At 41.0% G+C, this 24262-nt stretch carries 18 protein-coding genes and 3 pseudogenes; 16 read left to right on the top strand and 5 right to left on the bottom strand.

The window, feature by feature from the left end; genetic code table 11:
- Positions 1-39 precede the first annotated feature (39 nt).
- Positions 40-1383, bottom strand: a complete 1344-nt coding sequence (locus tag ACFOU2_RS18825) for a GntT/GntP/DsdX family permease (protein WP_377917874.1) — start codon at positions 1381-1383, stop codon at positions 40-42.
- 318 nt (positions 1384-1701) lie between these two features.
- Here ACFOU2_RS18825 and ACFOU2_RS18830 point away from each other — a divergent pair, with 318 nt between their 5' ends.
- Positions 1702-2556 (top strand): MurR/RpiR family transcriptional regulator, encoded by an 855-nt coding sequence (locus ACFOU2_RS18830; protein ID WP_377917876.1) that lies wholly within the window; start codon positions 1702-1704, stop codon positions 2554-2556.
- 536 nt (positions 2557-3092) lie between these two features.
- Positions 3093-4445, top strand: coding sequence for a GntP family permease (locus tag ACFOU2_RS18835; RefSeq protein ID WP_377917878.1), 1353 nt, complete (start codon positions 3093-3095; stop codon positions 4443-4445).
- A 111-nt stretch (positions 4446-4556) separates the two neighbouring features.
- On the opposite strand, the gene ACFOU2_RS18840 is transcribed toward ACFOU2_RS18835, so the two are convergent.
- Positions 4557-5402, bottom strand: a complete 846-nt coding sequence (locus tag ACFOU2_RS18840; protein WP_377917880.1) for a MurR/RpiR family transcriptional regulator — start codon at positions 5400-5402, stop codon at positions 4557-4559.
- A 271-nt stretch (positions 5403-5673) separates the two neighbouring features.
- On the opposite strand from ACFOU2_RS18840, the gene gnd reads away from it, so the two are divergent.
- The 3 genes from gnd (at position 5674) to ACFOU2_RS18855 (ending at position 8887) form a co-directional block, all read left to right on the top strand.
- A complete protein-coding gene (gene gnd / locus ACFOU2_RS18845; protein ID WP_377917881.1) occupies positions 5674-6567 on the top strand; it encodes a phosphogluconate dehydrogenase (NAD(+)-dependent, decarboxylating) in 894 nt (297 codons plus the stop codon).
- 208 nt (positions 6568-6775) lie between these two features.
- A complete protein-coding gene (locus ACFOU2_RS18850; protein WP_377917882.1) occupies positions 6776-7045 on the top strand; it encodes a DUF1292 domain-containing protein in 270 nt (89 codons plus the stop codon).
- A gap of 285 nt (positions 7046-7330) precedes the next feature.
- Complete coding sequence (locus ACFOU2_RS18855; protein ID WP_377917883.1) at positions 7331-8887, top strand: DHA2 family efflux MFS transporter permease subunit; 1557 nt, start codon at positions 7331-7333, stop codon at positions 8885-8887.
- 95 nt (positions 8888-8982) lie between these two features.
- On the opposite strand, the gene ACFOU2_RS18860 is transcribed toward ACFOU2_RS18855, so the two are convergent.
- Positions 8983-10710, bottom strand: a complete 1728-nt coding sequence (locus ACFOU2_RS18860; RefSeq protein WP_377917884.1) for a glycosyl hydrolase family 28-related protein — start codon at positions 10708-10710, stop codon at positions 8983-8985.
- Positions 10711-11057: 347 nt separating this feature from the next.
- Positions 11058-11132 (bottom strand): annotated as a pseudogene (locus ACFOU2_RS18865) (ABC transporter permease); the annotation flags it as partial.
- A gap of 85 nt (positions 11133-11217) precedes the next feature.
- Here ACFOU2_RS18865 and ACFOU2_RS18870 point away from each other — a divergent pair.
- The 4 genes from ACFOU2_RS18870 (at position 11218) to ACFOU2_RS18885 (ending at position 15676) form a co-directional block, all read left to right on the top strand.
- Positions 11218-12879, top strand: a complete 1662-nt coding sequence (locus ACFOU2_RS18870; protein WP_377917885.1) for a LytS/YhcK type 5TM receptor domain-containing protein — start codon at positions 11218-11220, stop codon at positions 12877-12879.
- Positions 12876-13655 carry a LytR/AlgR family response regulator transcription factor gene (locus ACFOU2_RS18875; protein ID WP_377917886.1) on the top strand — a complete coding sequence of 260 codons (780 nt, stop codon included), beginning with the start codon at positions 12876-12878 and terminating at the stop codon, positions 13653-13655. The genes ACFOU2_RS18870 and ACFOU2_RS18875 overlap by 4 nt, the downstream gene beginning before the upstream one ends.
- 163 nt (positions 13656-13818) lie before the next feature.
- Positions 13819-15033 (top strand): L-lactate MFS transporter, encoded by a 1215-nt coding sequence (locus ACFOU2_RS18880; RefSeq protein ID WP_377917887.1) that lies wholly within the window; start codon positions 13819-13821, stop codon positions 15031-15033.
- Between the two features lie 460 nt (positions 15034-15493).
- Positions 15494-15676 (top strand): YolD-like family protein, encoded by a 183-nt coding sequence (locus ACFOU2_RS18885; protein WP_377917888.1) that lies wholly within the window; start codon positions 15494-15496, stop codon positions 15674-15676.
- 678 nt (positions 15677-16354) lie between these two features.
- Here the strand turns inward: ACFOU2_RS18885 and ACFOU2_RS18890 are convergent.
- Positions 16355-16873 (bottom strand): annotated as a pseudogene (locus ACFOU2_RS18890) (methyl-accepting chemotaxis protein); the annotation flags it as partial.
- 400 nt (positions 16874-17273) lie between these two features.
- Between ACFOU2_RS18890 and corA the strand changes: the two are divergent.
- The 7 genes and pseudogenes from corA (at position 17274) to gpmA (ending at position 24225) form a co-directional block, all read left to right on the top strand.
- The gene (corA, locus tag ACFOU2_RS18895) at positions 17274-18221 is read left to right on the top strand and encodes a magnesium/cobalt transporter CorA (protein ID WP_377917889.1); all 948 of its coding nucleotides are present in this window, start codon (positions 17274-17276) and stop codon (positions 18219-18221) included.
- A 113-nt stretch (positions 18222-18334) separates the two neighbouring features.
- Positions 18335-19621 carry a LysM peptidoglycan-binding domain-containing protein gene (locus ACFOU2_RS18900; protein ID WP_377917890.1) on the top strand — a complete coding sequence of 429 codons (1287 nt, stop codon included), beginning with the start codon at positions 18335-18337 and terminating at the stop codon, positions 19619-19621.
- Between the two features lie 259 nt (positions 19622-19880).
- Positions 19881-20471: pseudogene (locus ACFOU2_RS18905) on the top strand (aldo/keto reductase); the annotation flags it as partial.
- Positions 20472-20648: 177 nt separating this feature from the next.
- On the top strand, positions 20649-21644 hold the full coding sequence (locus ACFOU2_RS18910; RefSeq protein ID WP_377917891.1) for a GH25 family lysozyme: 996 nt from the start codon (positions 20649-20651) through the stop codon (positions 21642-21644).
- Positions 21641-21724, top strand: coding sequence for a DUF7916 family protein (locus ACFOU2_RS25740; RefSeq protein WP_449237055.1), 84 nt, complete (start codon positions 21641-21643; stop codon positions 21722-21724). The genes ACFOU2_RS18910 and ACFOU2_RS25740 overlap by 4 nt, the downstream gene beginning before the upstream one ends.
- 113 nt (positions 21725-21837) lie before the next feature.
- Complete coding sequence (locus tag ACFOU2_RS18915; RefSeq protein ID WP_377917892.1) at positions 21838-23130, top strand: M20 family metallo-hydrolase; 1293 nt, start codon at positions 21838-21840, stop codon at positions 23128-23130.
- 327 nt (positions 23131-23457) lie between these two features.
- Entirely contained in the window at positions 23458-24225 is a 768-nt protein-coding gene (gene gpmA / locus ACFOU2_RS18920; protein WP_377917893.1) for a 2,3-diphosphoglycerate-dependent phosphoglycerate mutase, read from the top strand.
- The last annotated feature ends 37 nt before the right edge of the window (positions 24226-24262 follow it).

Below are 24262 nucleotides of genomic sequence, written 5' to 3' on the forward strand. Positions count from 1 at the left end.
AGATGTTCAAATTGCCTGTGCTGCATCATTTATGCGGATTTAAGTAATGAAGAGGCCAATTAAAAATACAATCCCGAATGCTACAAGGGAACTGATGGTTTCCATTACCGTCCAGGACCGAAGAGTATTTTTTACATCCAATCCTAAATATCGGTTTACAAGCCAAAATCCAGAATCATTAACATGGGATGCAATGGTTGCGCCGGCAGCAATCGAAATGACCATCAAGCCAAGGATCGGTCCTTCAAGTCCAAGAGCGGCTATAAGCGGTGACATTAAACTGGCTCCTGTCACCATCGCGACTGTTGCAGAACCTTGTGCAATACGTACCATCGATGCAATAAGGAAAGCAAGGACGATGGGCGGAAGGGAAGAAGCTGCCATTGTATCTGCCAACACCTTTCCTACGCCTGAATCTATTAATACTTGTTTAAATACGCCTCCGGCACCTGTTACAAGAATAATCATTCCCGCCGGCTCAAGAGCCTTGCTTGCAATAACTTGCACCTCCTGTTTTGAGTAGCCGCGTTTGACTCCTAACAAGTAGAATACAAGCAATGTCGAGATCAAAAGAGCTACAAACGGATGTCCAAGGAATGTCAATACTGCACGGACGATGTTTTCTTCCGGCAAGAGAACTTTTGAAATTGTATGAAGAAGGATAAGAATAAGCGGAACTAAAATAATGGCTGCAATTAGTCCAAAGCCCGGCAGTTCTTGATCGTCTTCTATTTCCTCGATGTTCATATAATCCGGTACTGTAACATGGATTTTTTTTGCAATGTATTTTCCAAACAATGGTCCTGCAGCTATCATTGCTGGAACACCTGCGATCGTTCCGAATAAAATAACCCATCCAAGGTCGGCACCGATTAAATCGGCTACGACAATCGGGCCCGGAGTCGGAGGGATAAAGCTGTGAGTGACAGCCAGTCCTGCAAATAACGGTATCCCATAGTACAGTAAGGAGCGTCCGGTTTTCTGTGTCAAACGGTATACAATGGGGACTAAAACAACAAAGCCTACATCGAAAAAGACGGGAATACCGACAAGAAATCCTGTAACTCCTAATGCCCATGGAATTTTATCCTGGCCAAATTTTTTAATTAATGTTTGGGCAAGACGCTCTGCGCCGCCTGATACTTCCAGCATTTGTCCGAACATGGCTCCCAGGCCTACGACAACCGCCGCAAAACCGAGCGTTTCGCCCATCCCTTTTTGCATGGAGTGAACAACCCCATCTAAAGGCATTCCTGCGGCAATACCTACGAGCAAACTAACAAGAAGCAAAGCGACAAAAGCATGCAGCTTTGTTCGAATAACCAAGAATAGAAGTAGAGATATTCCGGCTGCAGTGATCAGGGTAAGTGTTAATCCGGACATGGTGAATCCTCCGATAACTTGTATGGTGCAACAGTTTTAAGATTGCTATGTTTGTTTCTTAGTGTTGCAATTAATTTCCCTGAAAATGTGTTCATTCTAAATAAGTCCTGTAGAAAATGGAAAAGCTTCAATGTTTGGCACAGTATTGTACTGCCACTCATTTTACGATTCTTCTTTTTGTACGGGTGGGAAATTTTTTTCTGGTAAGTTCATTATACGAAAAAACATTTTTGATGCAATCGTTTTCAAGAAAAAATTTTCTTTTTGTAGAATATTGGTTATAATAATAGTAAATTTTTGTATGAAAGGGGTGGAGAAATGGAACAGCCTCAACAATGCATGACTCGAATTCAATCGTTTTATCCGGAGTTCAGTGAAACCGAAAAGAAAATCGCCAATTACATTTTACAGTTTCCTGAAAAAATGATTCATCAACCAATCACACAAGTCGCGGAAGATATCGGGGTAGCCACTTCGACCATTTTTCGTTTTTGTCGAAAAATGGGCTTTAAAGGATATCAAGCAATGAAAATTGTGCTGGCGTCTGAAATTGCTTCGCCAATTCGAGAGATGGTTCAAGAGAAAATTCAAGAAAAAATTCAAGAACAGGATAATGAAAGAGCCATTACGGAAAAAATTTTTCATACAAGCATCCGAACATTTAAGGATACGATTCAAACGATGGATTTTTCTTTGATTAAAAAAGCGGTGAAGACTATATTAAATGCAGAACGGGTTGAATTTTACGGTACAGGCAGCTCGGGAATCGTAGCGCTTGACGCCCATCATAAATTCATCGGATCCGGTATCTCGACGGTGGCATATACAGATCTTTACCTGCAGCAAAGAGCAGCATCACAGCTTACAGAAAAGGATGTGGCGGTTATTATTTCAGATTCCGGGGCAAGTGCGGAGACTTTAAGTGTCCTGGATGCAGCGAAAGAAGCTGGAGCGAAGACGATTGTCATTACGAATCTGGCAAGGTCTCCTCTCAATAAGAAAGCTGACATTTTGCTGCGTACCGTTACCAGCGGAATAGAAAACCGTTCTGAAGATGTGTTTTCGAGAATTGTTCAGCTAAGCCTTATTGATGCCATATACACAAATGTAATGAAAGCCCAAAAAAGTACGGCTAAAAATCCGATTGAAAAAATAAAAAAAATGTTTGAGTAATTTTTGCGGATGTTTGATCAAGTGTGGGAGAAAACTATATAAATCCACATAAAGAATTGAACATGAGCAAAAACCCTCATGTTCAATTCTTTACGCATAAGCGGCTGCCAATCGACATTAAGGGTTCTTGTCAGCCGCTTATACGAGAAACTTTGTAAGCTTGTTCAAGATGAAAAAACAGAAAGACGCAAATAGAAGAAGGACCGGTGACAGATGTTAAAAAATGAAGTGGGACTTATATAGAAGGAAAATGAATCTCGCCTTGGATTCCTACAAGTCCAGGGTTTTTGTATGTTTTTTTTGCTGTATGAGAGTATGGAAGTTTGATAGGGAGGATGTCCCAAAAGTACAAAAGCGTACTTTTGGGACATCCTCTAAAGACTTATGGGTCAGCTCCCTATTTTTTTGTGCTAAATCTATGAATGAAAATTTTTTCTTAAAAAAGTATTGATTAGAAAAAATATTTTCCGTATAATCGACTCATCAAATGAAAGTGTTTTCAAAATGAGATTTATAGAAATCAAGGAGGTTTCATCATGTTATTATTAATTGTTTTAGCCGCGATTATTGCACTATTATTGCTTATAACGGTAGCTAAGTTAAATCCTTTTGTCTCACTGATTGTGACGGCAATCGGTGTTGGACTTGCAACAGGGATGCCGCTTGTATCGGATAATCCGACAGAGGTTCCCGGCATCATTGATTCAATTAAAACCGGTATGGGAAATACGTTAGGGTTCCTGGCTATTGTTTTAGCGCTTGGGACAATGCTTGGAAAAATGATGGCCGAGTCAGGCGGAGCTGAACGGATTGCACAAACGCTGATTGCCCGTTTTGGAGAGAGAAATGTTCACTGGGCCATGATGTTTGTAGCATTTATTGTCGGTATACCCGTATTTTTCCAAGTGGGATTTGTTTTGTTAATTCCATTAGTATTTACGATTGCACGTCAAACAGGAGTTTCATTAGTAACGATCGGGGTTCCATTAGTAGCAGGACTTTCCGTTGTTCATGGACTTGTACCTCCGCATCCGGCTGCAATGGCTGCAGTTGGCATTTTTAAAGCGGATGTTGGATTAACGATTCTTTATTCTATTATTGTAGGACTTCCAACGGCTATTCTTGCAGGTCCTGTTTATGGTAAATGGATTGGAAAGCGGATTCATAAAACAGTGCCAAAAGAAATTGGCGAACAGCTTACAGAGAATAAAGATACAAAGGAACTTCCAGGCTTTTTCAATACAGTATTCACAGTGTTGGTGCCGGTAATTTTAATGCTGTCTGCTTCTATTGCAGAGTTAACCTTGCCTAAGGAAAGCACAGCGTTTGCCGCATTTAAATTTTTGGGAGATCCGGTAGTCGCACTTCTAATTGCAACCGTTTACTCTTTCTTTAGTTTAGGATTTTTCCGCGGCTTAAACCGTGATACTGTTTTAAAGTTTTCGAATGATTGCTTGGCTCCAACCGCTACTATTCTTCTAGTGATCGGAGCAGGCGGCGCATTTAACAGAGTGTTGCTTGATTCAGGCATCGGCGATTATATTGCTGAACTGGCAAAACAATCACATGTTTCACCAATCATATTAGGCTGGGGGATTGCTGCAATGATTCGTGTTGCAACAGGTTCAGCAACCGTTTCGATGATGACAGCAGCAGGTATTGTTGCTCCGATTGCAGCAGTCGTACCTGGTACGAACATCGAGCTTCTTGTTTTAGCAACAGGCGCTGGATCTCTTATTCTTTCTCACGTAAATGACTCAGGATTCTGGATGATTAAAGAATACTTCGGAATGTCCGTAAAAGAAACATTACAAACATGGACCGTTTTAGAAACGATCATCTCTGTGGCAGCACTTGCATTTATCTTAGTTCTTGATTTATTTGTCTAATGGCCCAAGATTTCTCTGAAAAAGAAAAGGGTGAGCTTCTACTGAAAGCAGGGGCTCACCCTTTTACGCTATATAAATCCACCTAAATCATTTGGTAAAGGACAATTTTTCTCACATTCGGGTTTCCGAGATAGCATTCCGGATTTTTTCAAGGGAGTTTTTTGCTTTTTCTTTATTTAAAATGGCGATATTTACATATAAAGCATCAATTAAGCTCAGCTGGCCGATTCTTGATGCTAATGCCTCGGATCGGTATTCCGTTTCTTCCGAAATTGTATAGAGGGCAACATCAACATTTTGCCCGATTGGCGATTTTGGGAAACTTGTCATTCCAATCGTTTTCGCACCGTTCGCCTTGGCTGTTTTTAGAATACGGAGTGTATCCTTGTTTGTGCCGGAGTGGGAAATGACAACAGCAACATCATGTTCTGTTAATTGGGAAGCCGACATTAATTGAAAATGGGAATCGGAAAAAACAAAGGCTTTCATTCCTGCCCTTATAAACTTGTGATACGCATCCATGGCAATGACCGCTGACCCGCCGGTTCCGTAAAACTCTATTCTTTGCGCATGAAGGAGCAGCTCTACTGCTTTTTTTATAGAAGAGCTGTCTAAAATTTGCAATGTATTTTCTAATGTTCTGATATTGGATTTGAATATTTTTTCCGTCACGGTTTTTTCATTGTCTTGTTCGTTAATTTCTTCATGAATTTGCTGGATTGGAGTCATAATTTCCGAGGCAAGAGCAATTTTCATTGCCTGGTAGCCTTTAAATCCTATTCGCTTACAAAACCGGAAGACGGTCGCATCTGCCACATTTAAGTCCTCTGCCACTGTATTAATGGTACTGTGAATAATTCTCTCTGGATTTTCCAGAATATAATCCGCAATTTTTTTTTCTTTTTCACTCAGTCTTGCGTAATAGGAACGAATTTTCCCTAAACAGCTCGTCGTCATAAGAAATTTCCCTTCTTATTTATATTAATAGAAAAAGTATAGCATAAGTGATACGGAAGAAATAATTTTTCGTAAATAAATAATTAATAAAAAATTTTTTTCGGAATTCATTGTTATATAAAAAAATATTTCGTATAATTCCTAATATAGCAGAAAAAATTTTTCAGGGGTGCATCAGGGGAATGCTTCATAATTTACACATCCAAACACGGGATGAACGCAGTTTTAAAGATATATTCTCTTTTCAAGATCGTTTTAGGAGGCAGCTAACATGAAAATTGGATTAATCGGTTTAGGGAAAATGGGATTAAATTTAGGTCAAAATTTAATGGATCGGGACCATAAAGTTGTGGCGTTCGATGTAAATCCCGCTGCAGTAGAAGAAATGAAAACATACGGAGGTGCAGGTGCATCCAGCCTGAAGGAGCTTGTTCAATCACTGGAAACACCAAGAATTATTTGGATTATGGTTCCGCATCCCGTTGTTGATTCAGTCATTAGTGAAATCAGTCCTCTCCTGGACAACGGAGATATTGTCATTGAAGCCGGCAATTCCCACTATAAAGAATCCATTCGCCGTTACAACGAGTTGAAGGAGCTCGGAGTAAGTTTTATGGATGCAGGTACTTCAGGCGGAATGGAAGGTGCTCGCAACGGAGCTTGCTACATGGTGGGAGGCGATCCTGAAGCCTGGAAAATCGTCGAGCCCATTTTCCGCGATACCGCTGTCGAAAACGGATGTTTATATGCAGGAAAAGCAGGAAGCGGCCATTTCTTAAAAATGGTTCATAACGGAATTGAATACGGAATGATGGCTGCGATTGGTGAGGGATTTGAAATACTGGAGAAAAGTGAATTTGACTACGATTATGAAAAAGTGGCGAGAGTATGGAACAACGGGTCCGTCATTCGCTCATGGCTTATGGAATTGACAGAACGCGCCTTTTCTAAAGATGCGAAACTGGATGAAATCAAAGGGAGTATGCATTCTTCCGGCGAAGGAAAATGGACAGTTGAAACAGCTTTAGATCTGCAAACCGCTACTCCTGTCATCGCCATGTCCTTATTGATGCGTTATCGTTCATTAGAAAACGATACGTTTACAGGAAAAGTTGTCGCCGCTCTTCGCAACGAGTTTGGCGGACATGCTGTAGAAAAGAAATAAGAAAAACAATCTAAACATAGGCTGACTTCCCGTAACTTTAGCTGATTTACATTTGATAAAAAGGATGGGGAGTCCAGTAAAATAAAGGACAAAAAACTTCAAAAATTTCTTGCTTTTTACGCATTAATTTGATTCTCCATGGGAAGATACGCTAGTAGATATACGATTTGGACATTTCGTTTTCAGAAATGTGAAAGGAGAATGTGACATGGAAAGAATAGAAGTAGGCGAAATCTTTACCATTAGTGATGAAAATGATCAGGAGCAGGAAGTTGAAGTGTTGGGAACAGTGAATATTGAAGGAACAGAATATGCTGCTGTCGGCTTTGTAGAAGATCTTCAAAAAGAAACCGAGGAAGACATCGATATCTTCTTTTTGAAAGTCGATCATGAAGGTGATTTGTCATTTATTGAGAATGATGAGGAATTTGAAAAAGTATCCAATGCCTTTGATGAAATGATGAATGAGGAAGACTAATATTGGTATGCGACCAATACCCATCCCCTATTAGGTTGTTCTGTTGAAAGAAGATGTGTTTAGGTGAAAGAAAATGCTGCGGTCTTACTAGCAGCATTCTTTTTCATTTGTACCATGCTGACTCAGTATATCCTTAGTCTGATAGCTTTTTCTACATACCTAAATGGTAATTGGCAGTAAAATATTGACAAATACCCGCGTCCCGAAGTACTGTTGTATCAGTCAGCGACACTTGCCGCTTTTATATAGATGACGAAATATCATATGGTAAGGAGTTGTTTCTTCGTGACCGCTAAAGAAAGCAGTCGGATGCCCTTAGTCATCGCAGCGATGGCTTTGGGGTTGTTTATGTCTTCTCTAGATAACACCATAGTATCTGCAAGCATTAACGAAGTCATTAAAGATATCGGTGGATTTGACAAAATGAGCTGGGTGTTTACAGCATACATGCTTGCAACAACCAGTACCATGCTAATTTTCGGTAAAATGAGCGACCTGTTCGGCCGTAAGTTGTTTTATCTGATCGGGGTGGGCTTATTTTTGCTCGGTTCTTCCCTCTGCGGAACGGCTCATACGATCGAGCAGTTGATTGTGTACCGAGTGATTCAAGGGGTAGGCTCTGGAGCACTATTCCCGATTTCGTTTACAATCATTTATTCTCTTTCCTCAGATCCTAAACAGGCTGCAAAGATGTCTGGGGTTTTTGCGGGTATTTTCGGGATTTCCTCGGTCTTAGGGCCACAAATCGGAACCTGGATCTCGGAAGCCTCTTGGCTTGGCTGGAGATGGTGCTTCTACGTCAATCTTCCATTTGGGATTTTATCATTCCTTGTCCTGATGTTCTCATTGAAAGAGTCTCGTTCGGAAACGAAACCTAAGGTCGATTATCTCGGTACGTTTCTCTTGATTCTTTCTACCGTTTCCCTCCTGCTCGGCCTTGAATGGGGCGGAAAAGACTACCCGTGGGGTTCGACTGAAATTATCGGCTTGTTTACGTTTGCAGGAGTGTGCATAGCAGCTTTCTTATTTGTCGAGTCAAAAGCCAAGGAGCCAGTTCTTCCTTTGGTGATTTTCAAGAACAAAACTGTATCCGGAACAAGTTTTGTTGTGTTTTGCCAAGGTGTAATCATGTTCTCGGCGATTACGTATCTTCCTATTCTGTCTGTTGCAGTAATGGGGAATGCGAACTCAAACAGCGTACTAACTCCGGTGATGTTTCCGATTATGATTGGGGCCATTTTAGGCGGGTACATCTCTACTAAACTTTCATACAGGACGATAATGGCTTTTTCGATGGCAATGGGAATATTTGCGGCTTATATGTTAAGCACAATGACCCATCACACAGATAAATATATCGTCACTTTCGTTATGGTTGTTCTTGGCTTGTTCGTGCTGGGGCCGATCATGAGTGTATCGCAAAATGCAATGGCTCAATCCGTAGATCCGAAATATATGGGAATTGCCTCTTCTGTTGTGGGCTTCTGGCGCAGTATTGGGGGGGTAATGGGGGCAGCGATTACAGCAACGATCGTTAACGGCCATCTGAAGGACAAAATGACTGAATTTATTAAGGTTTCCCAGCTTCCTCATGAGCAAGCGGTTCAAATGGCGAAGCCCGAGGTCTTGATGCAGGCAAAAGACAAACTTCCTCCCGAAGCCGTAGAATTTATACGCAATGCACTGGAAACAGCGTTGCACAATGGATTTATGGTAGGCTTGATCGCCTGCGTATTGGGCCTTCTTGTTTCTCCATTCGTTGGAGCCCAGCGCTATCAAGCCCGCAAACCTGTAGAAAACAAAGACCCTCTTAAGGGGATGCAGTCAGAGCATTCTGTATAGCAGGTAACTGACTAGAACAATGAAACAAAATTAAGAATAAGTTCATCTGCCGGTTTTGGTGAGTATTTTGTCGGGGGTGAAAATACAAAACAAGGCTAACGACCTAGTATGGCGGAACATACAGTATCATTAGCGGTTGTTTTACGATCTTTTTCTGCAATGCAATACGGAATTTCATAACCCTCTGCATGAAATCCAGAAATATTGGTCTGTGTGTTACTGGCTTTAAGTCCATATCTACCGTTTTCGCCCAAAGCCCTTACATGATTGATCTCAATGCTTTGTATGCCCGGACCTATATCGACAGCTTGCCGTGTTGATCGACAAATAGCGGCGTTGTGAATATGGATATTGTCAGCTCGCTGTTCACCGCCAAACACCTTAATATCAACGCCGGCTTTTTTAAAATTCTTTATCGTCACATTGTTCAGCACGACATTTCTCGCACGATATTGAATCGCGATGACAGGATTTCCTTTATAGTCATAATCAGGATCACCAATCAATATAAAGTTGTTGATGACAACATTTTTATAGGCGGACACGACCAAACCGCGGGGAGTGGACTCCTTATACAAATCCGAATAAACGGGTGCTATTGCGATAATCTTCGTCGCCTTAATATTATAAGCTGTTTTAGATTCGGGATCTGTACTTTTGTGATGCCCGATATGGCGCAAGTTATAGGAGCGGTTATCATTCATGGAAAGATGTCCAATGATTTGAACGTTAGATGCCGCAGAAGAATTATGGTGTGCCTTTATTTCCACTCCGCCGAAGCATCTTGCGGTAGAGTTATGAACGAGCCAAACATTTCGGGAACCGTCATCAATTTCAATCCCGTTAGAGTTAGAAGCCCCCTTATGATGCGCTCTGCCGCTTGGGTCGCACATATGGGAATTTGAGATAAAGATATGGTCGCTATGATGAGTGGTAATGCCGTCATCGCCAAAGCCATAACCGTTTACGTTATCGAGCCATACGTACTTGCTCCCGCGGCGTGCACGATATCCGTCTCCAGAGTAATTGTAGAGGGTGGATGAAACATCAAAGCAATGAAGCCCCGGATTGATTCCTTCTACATCTTTAACCCAGCCAAATGAAACATGGGCGAAAGTTAAACAGCTGGAATGATTGCCCCATGTACTCGTTTTAGCTGCGTTACCGAGTCTTTCTACATTCCAGTCTAAACTCATCCCCTGTACAACAATATTACGATTTCCTCTCGAATGGTTGGCATTTGTCACAAGCCTTGTCCCTTTCGGAGCGTCATCATGAAGTTTGATCATTGTCACGCCTTTTCCTTCGCCGACTAAATATGTCCATGATGGGAGCCTGATCCCTTTTGTTATAAAGACTCCCGCCGGTACATGAACTTTTACCCGGCCGTTCCCGATCGCTTTCTTAAAGGCTTCGGTATTGTCCGTTTTGCCATCACCTACTGCACCGTAATCTTGCACGTTTACTTCCCTATTAATCTTACTCAATAAATGGGTGTATTCTTTATCCAACAGCTCTTTCCATTCTGGATAAACATTTCCTTGCCCGTCGACAGATGTATCGGATGGTTGGGTGTTATCATTTGCCGGGACAGCCAAAAGAAAGCGAGTAATTCTTTTCGGCAAATGTTTAAAAATAGAAAACATTGAAAGAGGCGGAAGCTGATTTTGTTGATCTGTATGGCCGGGATTATTCATGCTGCATTGAAGGAAAAGGCGGTCCGTTTCCTCGATCATATCGTTGATATCTTGTTCTTTGCCAACAATTTCCGATATCAATTTTGAATTCTTTCTTGGATCATGCTTCTTATCAAGATATAGCATTTTTTCACCTCATTTTGAAAGCAAGGCAGTACATTTTTGAGTATTATTCCCAGCTTGTGTTGTTCAAATGAAATAGGAGCCGGTTCCTTCTCCAACGGACGGGGAGCTTAGCTGAATAAGGCTTTCTGTTTATGCCCGAAATAAAAAATGCCATCATCCACTTTACATGCAAGAGAAAATGGGATTCCTTTTTATGAAGTGTGAATGATGAATTTTAAAATCAACAGTCCAATAAATACACCCGGAACCACAAATAATATTGGTAAAAACACTGGCCCCAATAACAACCCGAAAGAGGGCTTTCGTTTTTGTATTTTTAGTTTAGCATAGTTTTTTGTCCATGTTGTAGGAGATGGAAATCTAGCTGCTTCAAAATGTGTAGTATGTAAGCCATTAGTATTTACTACAATTACACCAGCAATAAACATGAAGGACTCTCCCTTATTTGGTAAACTAGAAAGGAACTTATGAATTAGATAGTAAATGATTGTTAGAGAGGAACTTCAGATGAATACTTCATTAGAAATGTTGATGCAATTATTCGAACGGGCGGCACTGCTCCTGATCTGCCTGTTTTTTATGACACGAATTCCCAGGTTTAAGGAAACACTTCAAAAAGACAGGCATTCACCTATCGAATTGTTCGTTATCACCCTTATTTTTTGTGTGTTTGCCCTTTTTGGTACATACTCGGGTATTGAAGTGGAAGGTTCGCTTGTGAATGTCCGCATTATTGCAATAATGTCCGGGGGAATATTATTTGGACCATGGGTAGGCATAATTACAGGCATTGTCTCAGGAGTGCATCGCTACTTGATTGATATTGGCGGCATCACAGCCGTACCATGTCTCATTACGAGCATAACGGCTGGCATAGTCTCCGGATATATTAACCTTAGAGTGAGAAAGTCCGTACGTTGGATTTTTGGCATAGCTGCTGGAATGGTGTGTGAAATCATGACAATGTTACTGATTCTTGTCATGGCTGAACCTTTTGAACTCGGGTTGGACATCGTTTCTAAGATCGGATTTCCAATGATTGCAGGGGAGATCAGTATTGGACTGATCGTATTGCTGGTAATGAGCGTAGAAGGCGAGAAGGAAATGATTGCTGCAAGACAAGCCAAATTGGCATTGGAAATTGCTAACAAAACGTTACCTTATTTTCGTTCCATTAATTCGGAGTCTCTGAAAATGATTTGCACCATCATCAAAAATGATATTAAGGCTGACGCTGTAGCGATTACGGATACCCACAATGTATTGGCATATGTTGGGTTTGGAGAAGAAAGGTATAAAATCGGACAGGAAATTATCAGTGATTTGACTAAATCGGCAATTCACAGCGGTAAGATCACGATCAGTAGAAAAGTGGCCGATCACAATACGCCGCAAATTCAGTACCTTCTCATTATGCCGTTCGAGGAGAGGGGGGAGGTAACGGGAACACTCAAAATCTATTACCGTAAAGCATATCAAATGACCTATTCGTTGCAGACAATGGCGATTGGGCTGTCTCAAATCATTTCCACTCTTATGGAGGTGTCCCGAGTAGAGCAGATTAAAGAAGCCGCAAACAAGGCTGAACTGAAGGCACTGCAAACTAAAATAAACCCGCATTTCCTGTTTAATGCATTGAATGCTATTGCCTCCACTACACGCAGGAATCCAGAGAAGGCACGTGAATTGATTATTAATCTGTCTGGCTATATGCGCTATAATCTGGAGCTAAATGATGAATTGATTGATATTCATAAAGAGCTGGAGCAGGTTCGTGATTATGTTGAAATTGAGAAGGCCCGCTTTGGCAGACGTCTCCAAGTAGAATACGAGATTGACGAAGTTACAGTAAGCATCCCAAGCCTGCTCATTCAGCCGTTGGTGGAGAATGCCATTAATCATGGTATACTAATGACAAAAGGCCCGGGGGTTGTCACCATCGCAGTTAAGGATATGGAAGACAAGGTGCGAATAAGTGTGAAGGATACAGGAGCAGGAATCAAGGAAGAAGTAGTTAATAATCTGTATCGTGATGACGTCCCGGTAAACCAAATCGGTTTGTATAACGTCCATCAGCGAGTTAAACTCATCTATGGAGAAGGACTTGTCATTCACCGACTATCACCTGGAACAGAAGTTTATTTTGATGTAGCGAAGGAGATAAAATGAGAGCAATAATTGTTGAAGATGAAATACCAGCTCGTGAGGAGTTGGAATATTTGATTGAAACCCACAGTAATATCGAAGTGACGGACTGCTTTGAGGATGGATTGGATGTATTGAAGTTTTTGCAGGAGCAGGAAACAGATGCAATTTTTTTGGATATCAATATTCCCTCGCTTGATGGGATGTTATTAGCCGGTAACATCAGCAAGTTTGCGAAGAAACCTTATATTATTTTTACGACTGCCTACAAAGAACATGCGGTTCAAGCATTTGAACTTGAAGCCTTTGATTATATACTTAAGCCTTATGATGAGAAACGGATAGCAGCGATGTTGGGCAAGCTGGAATCTGCTTATAAGCGGGACCAATCTGAAATAAATCAGAAAAACACGGAAAGTGCTGGCAATGTTAAATCGCAGATGCATGAAGAGGAAGCGGGTTCGGGAGCAGTTAGCCGGATAAATCTGAGGAAGAACGATAAAATTATCGTGACAGATGTGAACGATATTTATTACGCCTCCGCTAACGAAAAGGTTACGTTAGTGTATACCCGGCAGGAGGAGTACATGATGCCGATGAGTATATCAGAATTTCATTCGCGCCTGCCGCAGAACCTTTTTTTTCGCTGTCATCGCTCTTACTCTGTCAACCTATCCAAAATCCACGAGATTGTTCCATGGTTTAACCAAACATATCTGCTGCATCTAAAGGATCTGGATGCAGAAGTTCCAGTCAGTAGGAGCAAGGTGAAAATGTTTCGACAAATCATGCAGTTATAGCCACAATTCATTCCTTTATATAAGCATTTCATTCTGAAAACGATTTCACTATTTTTTCCGGTGGTATGATTTACTCAAGAGGCAGCCAAACAAGAGTTGCTGGTAATGAAAATAACTATTTTTTGACCACCTTAGATGATAAACCGGAAAAGAGGAGATCGAAGTGAAAGCAGGCAAATATAATCGATGGCTGATAGTGTTGGGGACTGTTATCGTACAAATGGGATTAGGTACAATCTATACTTGGAGTTTGTTCAATCAACCGTTAGTAGAACGCTTTGATTGGGAGTTGAGCTCGGTTGCTATTACATTCTCTATTACGAGTTTCGCATTGGCAGTTTCGACATTGTTTGCTGGTAAGCTGCAAGATAAGTGGGGGATTCGTCGTTTAATTGGATGTGCTGGTATTGTCCTGGGTGCAGGGTTAATGCTCAGTTCACAGATTTCGTCATTATGGATGCTCTACATTTTGGCCGGTGTTGTGGTAGGATTCACAGACGGTACGGCCTACATTACGTCTTTATCTAATGTTATTAAGTGGTTTCCGGAGAAGAAAGGACTTATTTCTGGAATCTCTGTTGGAGCATATGGTACGGGGAGTTTGCTATTCAAGTACATTAATGGTTCTCTTATTGAATCAGCAGGCGTTTCTCAAGCCTTTTTATATTGGGGATTAATCGTAATGATCATGATTGTGGGTGGGTCGTTCCTAGTGCGGGAGGCAAAGTCAAGCAGCAAGGCACAAACCCTTAAAGGAATACAGGAGAAGGATTACACAGTTAAAGAAATGCTGAAAACAAAGGAAGCATACCTATTATTTGTGATATTATTCACAGCTTGCATGAGCGGCTTATACCTAATTGGTATCGTGAAAGATATTGGTGTTAGTTTGGCTGGGCTAGATGTTGCAACTGCAGGCAATGCAGTGGCATTAGTGGCTATTTTCAATACAACCGGTCGGATTTTGCTCGGAGCACTGTCAGATAGAGTGGGCCGTTTGAAAGTGGTATCGGGTGCACTTCTCGTAACGGCAGTTGCAGTAACGATATTGAGCTTCGCGGAACTGAATTACTTCTTGTTCTTCGCTTGTGTAGCAGGAATCGCTTTCTGCTTCGGTGGCAATATTACCGTATTTCCTGCTATCGTAGCCGACTTCTTCGGCTTGAAAAACCAGAGCAAAAACTATGGTATCATATACCAAGGCTTCGGATTTGGTGCCTTGTCTGGATCTTTCATCGCTACTGCTCTCGGCGGTTTCGTACCGACCTTCACGTTCATTGCGGTTTTGTGCATCATTTCATTACTGATAGCTATGAATATAAAGGCTCCAAATCAAGGAGTGCCTCAAAAGAAGAACACCAAAGAAATGATAGCGTGAAATCAGATATACCAGGGTCGGTTACGATAGGATAAGTACATTCTGAGGGGGAGTTGAAGAATATTAAACAGAACGTCCATTTTTGAACGTGGCATAAATAAAGATTCTTGGTAATTGAAAAGCTCTCCAATTCTAGAGGATTGGAGGGCTTTTCAGTGATTTTATTTCAAGAAGAACTCAAAAAGTAACATAATTCTATTAAATCTAAACCTTTTTGATTTCTTCTAATCGGTATTACGTAAACTAGAGATGAATGGGATATACATTAGAGAGAAAGCGAAAAAACTACCTTTTTTCTGTGAAGGTAGTTTTTTCATTGAAGATTAATCCCTTTTTTGGTTTAGTGTCAATCGAAGCTGAAATAGAGGCTCCTACAGCAAATTGTAATTATATTGTAACTGCAGACAAGTAATATAAACACATGGATTAATTGATAACATTTTAGAAAGGAGAGAACGGTATGATTCTAAAAGAACTAATAGAAAACCGCTTTGTTACCATTAGTTATTATAAAAATGGATCGTTACAAAAATGTACAGGGTATATTTTTAGACTTAATCTAGATGAACAAACGATCTTTTTAAAAAATCAACACCAGAAAATAGTATCCATCCGTTTGTCTAGAATTATGGAAATTTACTAGCTGCCTTTTTCGAAAATAACACGAATGCTGAAATATATAAGTCTGCTGAATCTGTAAATCTTATTCACATCCAGTTAACATAATGATTCTTAGAGGAAGTACCTACAACCAAAAACTCCTTGACGCTGATAGTTTTATCGTTTATACACTTTTTTCCATAATTATAAATCCGAATATTAAAAAAAGACAAAAATTATTCGTGTTTATGTTTAGGAAGAAAGAAAAAGTGATTATCAAGAAACAGTTATTTTTGCTGTTCTGTTTGTTTGGAATAATTAGCATAACAGGATGTGCAAACACTGATAAAAGCCAACAGACAAAAGAAACTGAGAATATTGAACAAACATAAGAGCGAGCTATAGGCATTATCGGTGCGATGGAAGAAGAAGTAGAAATGGTTAAAGTAAGGAAAAAAATTAATCAATTAGTTGCCTATACCAAATCTCTAAAGGAAGAGATGAGACAATCATCAGTGTCTCTTGAAGTGAATGGAAAGATGTATTTTATTGAATAACTGCTGTAAAGAAACGTAGAGATTTTACCTCTAGGTTTCTTATTCTTTAAGAATAAAAGTTTATCGGTCGAGCAAAAATCCCAATAGGGTAACTTTGTAGGAAACGTTTTGTTTTTTTAGTGTTTGAAAAAGTGAATTTTTACGAATAGTTATGGATTTACCTTAGAAAATTTTCGGATTTCATTGGCCACAACCTCGAATCCTTTGCCTTTTTCCCCAGCACGCGCTGCCTCTATTGCTGCGTTTAACCCCAGCAAATTCGTTTCATCCGCAACTTTTTTAATAATAGACACTACTTCGTCTGTCTTCTCAACGTCTTCTCCAGCCTTGTGAGATTGTACAAGGAGTGCTTGGGAGAAGTTGGCTAGTGAATTTGATCCATTCGCGACATCAATGATTCGATCATTAGCATGTGATAATGATCTGGAGATTTGATCTGCAATGTCTCTTAATTTACTGTGTCTGCGTATTTGGATAGCAATTCCGCCAATGACTTTACTATTTTTGTCATGAAGAGGGACCGCCGTACCCGTAAACTCAAATCCATAGAAATCAGCGGGTACCGATGCTTTAAAGATAGGTATTGTAGCTATAAAGCTTTCTAATGAATCAATTTGGTTAATCATTGATGTTAACTCTCCATTTCTATTCATGCAATACAATTTTTTTGCATTTATTATCATGATTCTTTAATTATCGGAAAAATAAAGATTATTTTAACACAATTATTGGAAAAGCAAAAAGTGATGACCATTGACATTAAGCCACTTGTTGTTAAACAACAAATAAATAGTTATTTTAGATGATCGTCCTTATGTGTAATAATATGCTTCTACTGACCGTAGTCCTCCGTCAGGCTAAACAATCGTTTTAATAACCCGCAATCAAAAAGATATAAATTTTACATATAATAAAGGTTTTTTTATAATAAATGGTGGTTTATCACTTAAAAGGCTGTAGAGGTATCTACATGATGAATTTGTTGATTGGATAGGCAATAGGGAATAATGAAAATATTTTAGACAGTCTTGTTATTAGATTCATATAGAAATGGATAAATATAATTAGTAAAAGGTGATGTAATTGATAAGAAGCATAGCTGTAACGAATGACTCTAAACTTATTCAAGATGTTCCACTTGAACGGTTACTCCATTCCGATATCAAATGGTATTGGGTAGACTTTAGTTTACCAACGGAAGAAGAGTCGAAAGCACTCCACGATTTTTTTCACTTTCATCCATTGGCAATCGAGGACTGCTTTCACTTCCTGCAGCGTCCAAAATTGGATTATTATGAGGGATATAACTTCTTGGTTCTTCATTCTTTAAACCCGAAGACTCTTTTACCCGAAGAATTAGATATTTTCTGGGGGGATCATTATCTTGTTACCTTTCATCTGGAATCATCCATGGAGATCAAGACGGTTTGGGAAAGAATGCTGAAAGCATCCAATACGATAAACCAAAGTGTCGTTTACGTTCTCTACCAAATTTTAGACAAAGTGGTCGATCAATACTTTCCCAGTGTTTATCGGATTGAGGATAGCCTCATTCAAATTGAAGCTGAAGAAACGGCTAACCGTGGGACAGATGAACTGTTTCAAATCCGCAAGGAATTATTGAGGCTGCGGCGTACGGTTTTCCCCATGCGTGACCTTTTGTATCGAATTTTAGAATCTGAACGCATCCAAATACCAAAGAAAAATAAAGCTTATTTTAAGGATATCTATGATCATTTACTTAAGCTGGCTGAAAGCATTGAATCGAACCGGGAGTTAACCACGGATATTCGAGACAGTTACATATCTTTAAATTCCAATCGCATGAATAGCATTATGATGACATTGACTGTTATTACGACCATTTTCATGCCGCTCACTTTTATAGCGGGTATTTATGGGATGAATTTTGAGTATATGCCCGAATTAACTTGGCGTTATAGTTATTTTATCGTTTTAGGAGTGATGGTTGTCATTGGTCTCTCCATGTTTTGGTGGTTTAAAGCAAAAGGATGGTTTAAAAGCAACTAAAAATTCCCCTTCTCGTAAATCGGGAAGGGGGATTTTTAGCTGCATCATGTCATGATTTTTCATGGTTTCTCATAGGATGTCTGTAGCGTTCATTTCTCTGGGGGGGGAAGAAAATGCAAATTCATGTGGTTCAACGAAACCAAACATTACCTGGCATTGCGCAAGCATATGGGACTACGGTTAATGAGCTTATCGAAACAAACGAAATTCCGAATCCCAATAACCTTGTTCCAGGTCAAACGATAGTCATTCCTATAGTAGGAAGCTTTTACTGGGTTCAGCGGGGTGACAGCTTATGGTCGATCTCCAGGAAATTTAATATATCCGCTCAAGAGTTAGCGGCCGTTAACCGTATTAGTGTTGATCAGCCTCTTCAGGTTGGGTTCCGTCTTTATATCCCGCCTCGTCCAAAGGTTAGGGCTGAATTTAACGGCTATGTGGAGCCAAGGACAGCTGTTTCTCCACAGTTAGAAAGCAGTGTCCGGAGAGCAGCTCCGTATTTAACCTATTTAGCACCCTTTAGCTTTCAGGCACAGCGTGATGGTACACTTAAAGAGCCTCTTTTAAATAATTTCCCGGCTATTGCCAGAGCCAATAACAATGTACTGATGATGGTGATTACGAATCAGGAAGCCGACCAATTCAGTGATGAACTGGGTCGGATCCTGTTGAATGACATAGCAGTCCAAGACCGATTTATTAATAACATTGTAGCTACTGCAAAGAAATATGGGTTCCGGGATATTCACTTTGATTTTGAATACTTACGCCCTGAAGACCGGGAAGCTTACAATCGCTTTTTACGTAAAGCAAGGGACAGGTTTAAAAGGGAAGGCTGGCTTATTTCCACAGCTCTTGCTCCAAAAACAAGCGCCGAACAAAAAGGCCGATGGTATGAAGCTCACGATTATAGAGCCCACGGAGAAATTGTTGATTTTGTCGTAATTATGACATACGAATGGGGTTATAGCGGAGGCCCTGCTATGGCAGTGTCTCCAATCGGGCCTGTAAGAAGGGTATTGGAATATGCAATCACAGAGATGCCATCTTCTAAAATATTAATGGGACAAAATTTGTACGGTTATGATTGGACATTGCCATTTGTTCCGGGGACGACTGCAAGGGCTGTTAGTCCCCAGCGGGCTATTCAACTTGCCGCACAATACAATGTCTCCATCCAATATGATTATAAAGCACAGGCACCCCATTTTAATTATGTTGACCGGGACGGAAAACGACATGAAGTTTGGTTTGAGGATGCCCGCTCCATTCAAGCGAAGTTTAATTTAATTAAAGAATTAAGGCTTAGGGGAATGAGCTATTGGAAGCTTGGTTTATCATTTCCGCAAAATTGGCTGTTGATTGTCGATAACTTTGATGTAGTGAAGCGCCCAACTTAAATAATGAATGACGACTGTTAATTTTTGGTGATTTATTTTATTACAGATGATGGTGTATTGATTATGTATGGTTTGAAATCTTGTTAGAAGTATCGTTTTCCCTATCTCTGCAGGGCCACAAATAGGGGGAGGCGCCATGAAGGATTTTTGAGACTAATTTCCGCTATATTATGTAACTCTTTTTCCCGACCTGCAAACCATTGATTTTCCATTTGAGAGAGAAGAGTGGCGATTTGCAACATGAAAATGAAAACATTTTGAAGAAACGATCGGCGCGATGGCTGATTTAGTCCGGGAAGGGAAGGTTCGTTATATCGGAATGTCGGAAGCGTCTCCCGAGACTATTCGCCGTGCTTATAAGGTTCATCCTATTACTGCATTGCAAACGGAGTATTCCCTTTGGAGCCGAGATGTCGAAGATGAAATTTTGCCAGCCTGCCGGGAGCTGGGAATTGGCTTTGTTGCCTATAGCCCGTTAGGCAGGGGATTTCTGACCGGACAAATTCAGAAATTTGAGGACTTAGCAGAGGATGACTATCGCCGTCATTCTCCCCGTTTCCAGGGTGGAAATTTTCAGAAAAACCTGGACTTAGTGAAACGAATTAAAGAAATAGCCGTGGAAAAAGGATGCCAACCTTCCCAACTAGCGCTTGCCTGGTTGCTGGCCCAAGGAGATGACATTGTCCCAATACCAGGCACCAAGAGAATCCCATACTTAGAGGAGAATATTGGGGCACTTGATATATCGTTAACAGAAGCCGATTTAGCCCGTATTAACGAGGCTGCCCCTCGTGGTGTCGCAGCCGGGGAACGCTACCCGGAGGCAGGCATGAAAGGGGTCAATTTATAATAAGTTTTGCCGATAAACCGTTTTAGCAACAAAGTTTCTATGGTTTTTATATGTATGAAATCTGTATTGATATTGTATTGATGAGGAAAATTCGATGCCGCTCTCTATGGAGTTTGCGTATCTTTAAAAAAGAGAAGGCCCAAACAGAAGGATTGCTGTAAGAGGGAGGTCATATCCATGCAAGCAAGATCCGCGACCAATTATAAAGTCATTGATGTGTCACACCATAATGGAAACATTGAGTGGAGGAAGGTTGCTTTAGATGGAGTGAGGGGTGTCTACATAAAGGCGACCGAGGGCAGAACCTATACGGACCCTAAATTTCTGATCAATTATAAAAGTGCGAAGTCAGCAGGACTAAGAGTTGGCTTTTACCATTTCGCCAGACCTGATAATAACAGGCCCGCAGATGAGGTGAACCATTTTATCAATGTAACGCAGTCACTGGAAGCGGATTTGCCATACTCCCTGGATTTAGAAGTCGCTGCAGATTTAGGTGCAGACAGGTTAACGGATTTTGCCTATGAGTGGCTAATGGGCCTAGTCAATAAAACGGGGCATCCCGTGATGATTTATGCGAGTGCCGGCTATGCCCGTTCCTACCTGAAAAGCAAGTTAGGGCAATTCCCGTTGTGGGTAGCGCATTATACAACAGAAAGAACTCCGATGGCCAATCATACATGGGACCAGTGGCATATGTTCCAGTATACAAGCTCAGGGAAAGTGAATGGAATCAGCGGAAATGTGGATATAAATGAAGCCATTCCTGAACTGTTTGAGTTAGTATCCAAGCCTGTCACCCAAGTGGAAGCTGCGTTTATTGGTCAATCTGTTTACAAGCTCGGCGACAAGAGCGATGGCGTCAAACAAATCCAGCAGAAGCTGATGGAACTTGGCTATGAACTGAATGGCGGGGCAGACGGGAATTTTGGATCATTTACTTTAAAAGCGGTTATGCATTTTCAATTCAAGCACGATTTGATAGCGGATGGTCTGGTCGGCCCTGCCACCATCTTCAAGCTGAATGAAGAGGCGGGGCGATTAGATAGTACCAAAAACGCAAAAAAGTACCGGCTGCGTACCGGCACATTCAGCGACAGGGCTACTGCTGAACGCATGGCTGCCGAATTAAAACAAAGGTATGGATGGCTTGTTTATATCGATGAAGAATGAGCGGGGCCCTTGCCTACTCCATCGTGATTCGCGGTAAGCGTCATACATACACGCGAATGGCCGTTTCGGTTTTGAGATAAAATCGTCAAATTTAATGCTGGACACAAGATAACGGGTTGCGTTCGTATTATAATGATAGTTCAATCTGCCCTTGATCTAATAAAAGAATGTTGAAAGAAGGATTTATTCTTATATGGAAAGCAATATCATACAGAACATGGATTTTAATGTGAATGGAAACCGCCTATGGAACGACTTAATGGCCCTCGGAAAAATCGGCAGCGGAGAAGATCGTGGAGTCACACGGACTTCATTTGATCAAGACGATATAAAAGCAAGGAAATTTTTGCTCAATCTTTTGGAACAAGCGGATTTAGATCCTTATATGGATGAAGCGGGAAACATTTTCGGGCAAATTTACGGCAAAAATCCTGAAATGCCTGCAATCCTTATTGGTTCCCACATTGATACAGTAAATTCCGGCGGCCGTTTCGACGGGGCAATGGGCGTCTTGATGGGTGTTGAGGTTCTTCGTACCATGAAAGAAAAAGGGATCAAGCCTGACCGGACAGTGAAGGTTGTCTCATTTACGGATGAGGAAGGCGCCCGTTTTGATTATGCTTTCGTGGGCAGTACGGCGTTGTCCGGCACGATCGGAGCCGAAAAATTAAAGAAGGATTTAGCATCAGCCGTTGATGGAAATGGAATATCTTACTTGGAGGCCATGAAGAGTGCAAGCTTGGAGGGGGGATATTTCAGCCGCATTAATCCGGACTTACTGGAACAAGCCCAGTTAAGGAAAAATGAGCTGAAAGCATATATAGAAGTGCATATTGAGCAGGGAAAAGTTTTAGAAAGCAAAAATTTGGGTGTCGGTATTGTAAGCGGGATTTCGGGGGGTGAATGGGCGGAAGTTACAATCAGCGGTGAAGCAGGTCATGCCGGTACGATCGGGATGGCAGAAAGAAAAGATGCGTTAACTGCTGTGGGAGAATGCTTATTGGCCATAGAAAAAATTGCTCGGGAAAGCAACGGAAGCGTTGCTACAGTGGGAAAATTAGATGTAAAGCCGGGGAGCGGCAACGTTATTCCGGGGAGGGTAGACTTTACCATTGATGTCCGGGATATTTCCGATAAACGGAGAGAGAATACAATAACGAAAATTTATGATTCCATTCGGGAAATTGCCGCAAACCGGGGATTAAGCTGTGTAATTAGGCCCGTTCAATCCGTTTCTTCTGTGATGAGTTCGTCTATGGTCATAGAAGCTATACAGGCCGCTCTTCAAGAAATCGATTATCCAATCCATGAATTGCCAAGCGGGGCTGCCCATGATGCGATGGTGATGGGAGAGCTAACGGAAATAGGGATGATTTTTGTACGGAGCCGTGATGGCATTAGCCATCACCCCGAAGAATGGAGCTCTTTTGAAGATGTCGCATTAGGATGTGAGGTTCTCTACAGGACTACGGTAAGATTGCTATAAAAAATCCTTAGGCGTCAATTGCTGGCGCTGGGTTAAAACGAAACGGCAGGGTGGGGATTCATGGGAAATGACGTTTAAAAAACAGTCATTCCCTGCCATAGAAGAAGGTTTAGAAGTTACAAATTAGAGAAATGCTTTGCGTGAAGGGCTTCATTTACATGAGAAGCCCTTTTTTCTTCTCTACAAGAGTTGATGATGAAAGTCATTTCTAAATCGAAAAAATTTGTTATGAAAAATTTAAACAAAAACAAGTTTGAAATAGAAAAAACTTTTTAACATAATGGGCATACTGAATCTAACAGAAAAAAAGATAGAAGGTGTACATTGTTGAAGAAACTCGTATTTATCCGCCATGGACAAAGCCTGTATAATCTCGAAAATCGATTTACTGGTTGGCAGGATATTGACTTAACCGATAATGGTTTGAACGAAGCAAGGGAAGCTGGAATGGTATTAAAGAAACACGGGTATATTTTTGATGTTGCCCATACTTCCCTTCTAAAAAGAGCTATTAGAACACTATGGATTATTCTGCATGAAATGGATCTAATGTGGATTCCTGTCCAAAAATCCTGGAGGTTGAACGAGAGGCATTATGGTGCACTTGAAGGGATGAACAAGGATCAGATTATGGCCAGGTTCGGAGAAGAACAGGTAAATTTATGGCGGCGATCAACGAATGAACGGCCCCCGGCAATTTCCCTAAAAGATCACCAACATGTCCTATCAGACCCCAAATATCAAGACTTAAACGACATTGATATCCCTTTCACAGAAAGTCTTAAAGATACAGAGGAACGGGTTCTGGTTTACTGGCATGGACAGATTGTTCCCAGCTTAAAACAGAACCGACGGATGCTCGTTTCTGCACATGGAAATACTTTAAGAGCCCTGGTGAAATATTTGGACAACCTCCCTGATGATGGAGTGATGAGTTTAAACATCCCTAATGGCATCCCGCTTATCTATGAGTTAAATGACGACTTGAAACCGATCAGACACTATTATCTATGTGAAGATGGGGAGATTCCGGAAGGCACCATACCGCAGCACATGGATTTAGACGATCCGGAAAACTGCGAATGGATAGGGTAAACGTAGTAAGACTCAATTGATATTGATGAAAAAAGGG

It is taken from the genome of Bacillus songklensis, from assembly GCF_042649685.1.
GTDB classification, from domain to species: Bacteria; Bacillota; Bacilli; order Bacillales; family Bacillaceae_H; genus Bacillus_BA; species Bacillus_BA songklensis.

Excerpts from the sequence above, each read along its gene's own strand:
- ACFOU2_RS18860 (WP_377917884.1), bottom strand. The coding sequence starts at position 10,710 with ATGCTATATCTTGATAAGAAGCATGATCCAAGAAAGAATTCAAAATTG.
- ACFOU2_RS18915 (WP_377917892.1), top strand. The coding sequence starts at position 21,838 with ATGGAAAGCAATATCATACAGAACATGGATTTTAATGTGAATGGAAAC.
- ACFOU2_RS18885 (WP_377917888.1), top strand. The coding sequence starts at position 15,494 with ATGATTCTAAAAGAACTAATAGAAAACCGCTTTGTTACCATTAGTTAT.
- ACFOU2_RS18875 (WP_377917886.1), top strand. The coding sequence starts at position 12,876 with ATGAGAGCAATAATTGTTGAAGATGAAATACCAGCTCGTGAGGAGTTG.
- ACFOU2_RS18825 (WP_377917874.1), bottom strand. The coding sequence starts at position 1,383 with ATGTCCGGATTAACACTTACCCTGATCACTGCAGCCGGAATATCTCTA.
- ACFOU2_RS18830 (WP_377917876.1), top strand. The coding sequence starts at position 1,702 with ATGGAACAGCCTCAACAATGCATGACTCGAATTCAATCGTTTTATCCG.
- ACFOU2_RS25740 (WP_449237055.1), top strand. The coding sequence starts at position 21,641 with ATGAGCGGGGCCCTTGCCTACTCCATCGTGATTCGCGGTAAGCGTCAT.
- ACFOU2_RS18840 (WP_377917880.1), bottom strand. The coding sequence starts at position 5,402 with ATGACGACGAGCTGTTTAGGGAAAATTCGTTCCTATTACGCAAGACTG.
- ACFOU2_RS18900 (WP_377917890.1), top strand. The coding sequence starts at position 18,335 with ATGCAAATTCATGTGGTTCAACGAAACCAAACATTACCTGGCATTGCG.
- ACFOU2_RS18870 (WP_377917885.1), top strand. The coding sequence starts at position 11,218 with ATGAATACTTCATTAGAAATGTTGATGCAATTATTCGAACGGGCGGCA.
- ACFOU2_RS18910 (WP_377917891.1), top strand. The coding sequence starts at position 20,649 with ATGCAAGCAAGATCCGCGACCAATTATAAAGTCATTGATGTGTCACAC.
- ACFOU2_RS18835 (WP_377917878.1), top strand. The coding sequence starts at position 3,093 with ATGTTATTATTAATTGTTTTAGCCGCGATTATTGCACTATTATTGCTT.
- ACFOU2_RS18850 (WP_377917882.1), top strand. The coding sequence starts at position 6,776 with ATGGAAAGAATAGAAGTAGGCGAAATCTTTACCATTAGTGATGAAAAT.
- gnd (WP_377917881.1), top strand. The coding sequence starts at position 5,674 with ATGAAAATTGGATTAATCGGTTTAGGGAAAATGGGATTAAATTTAGGT.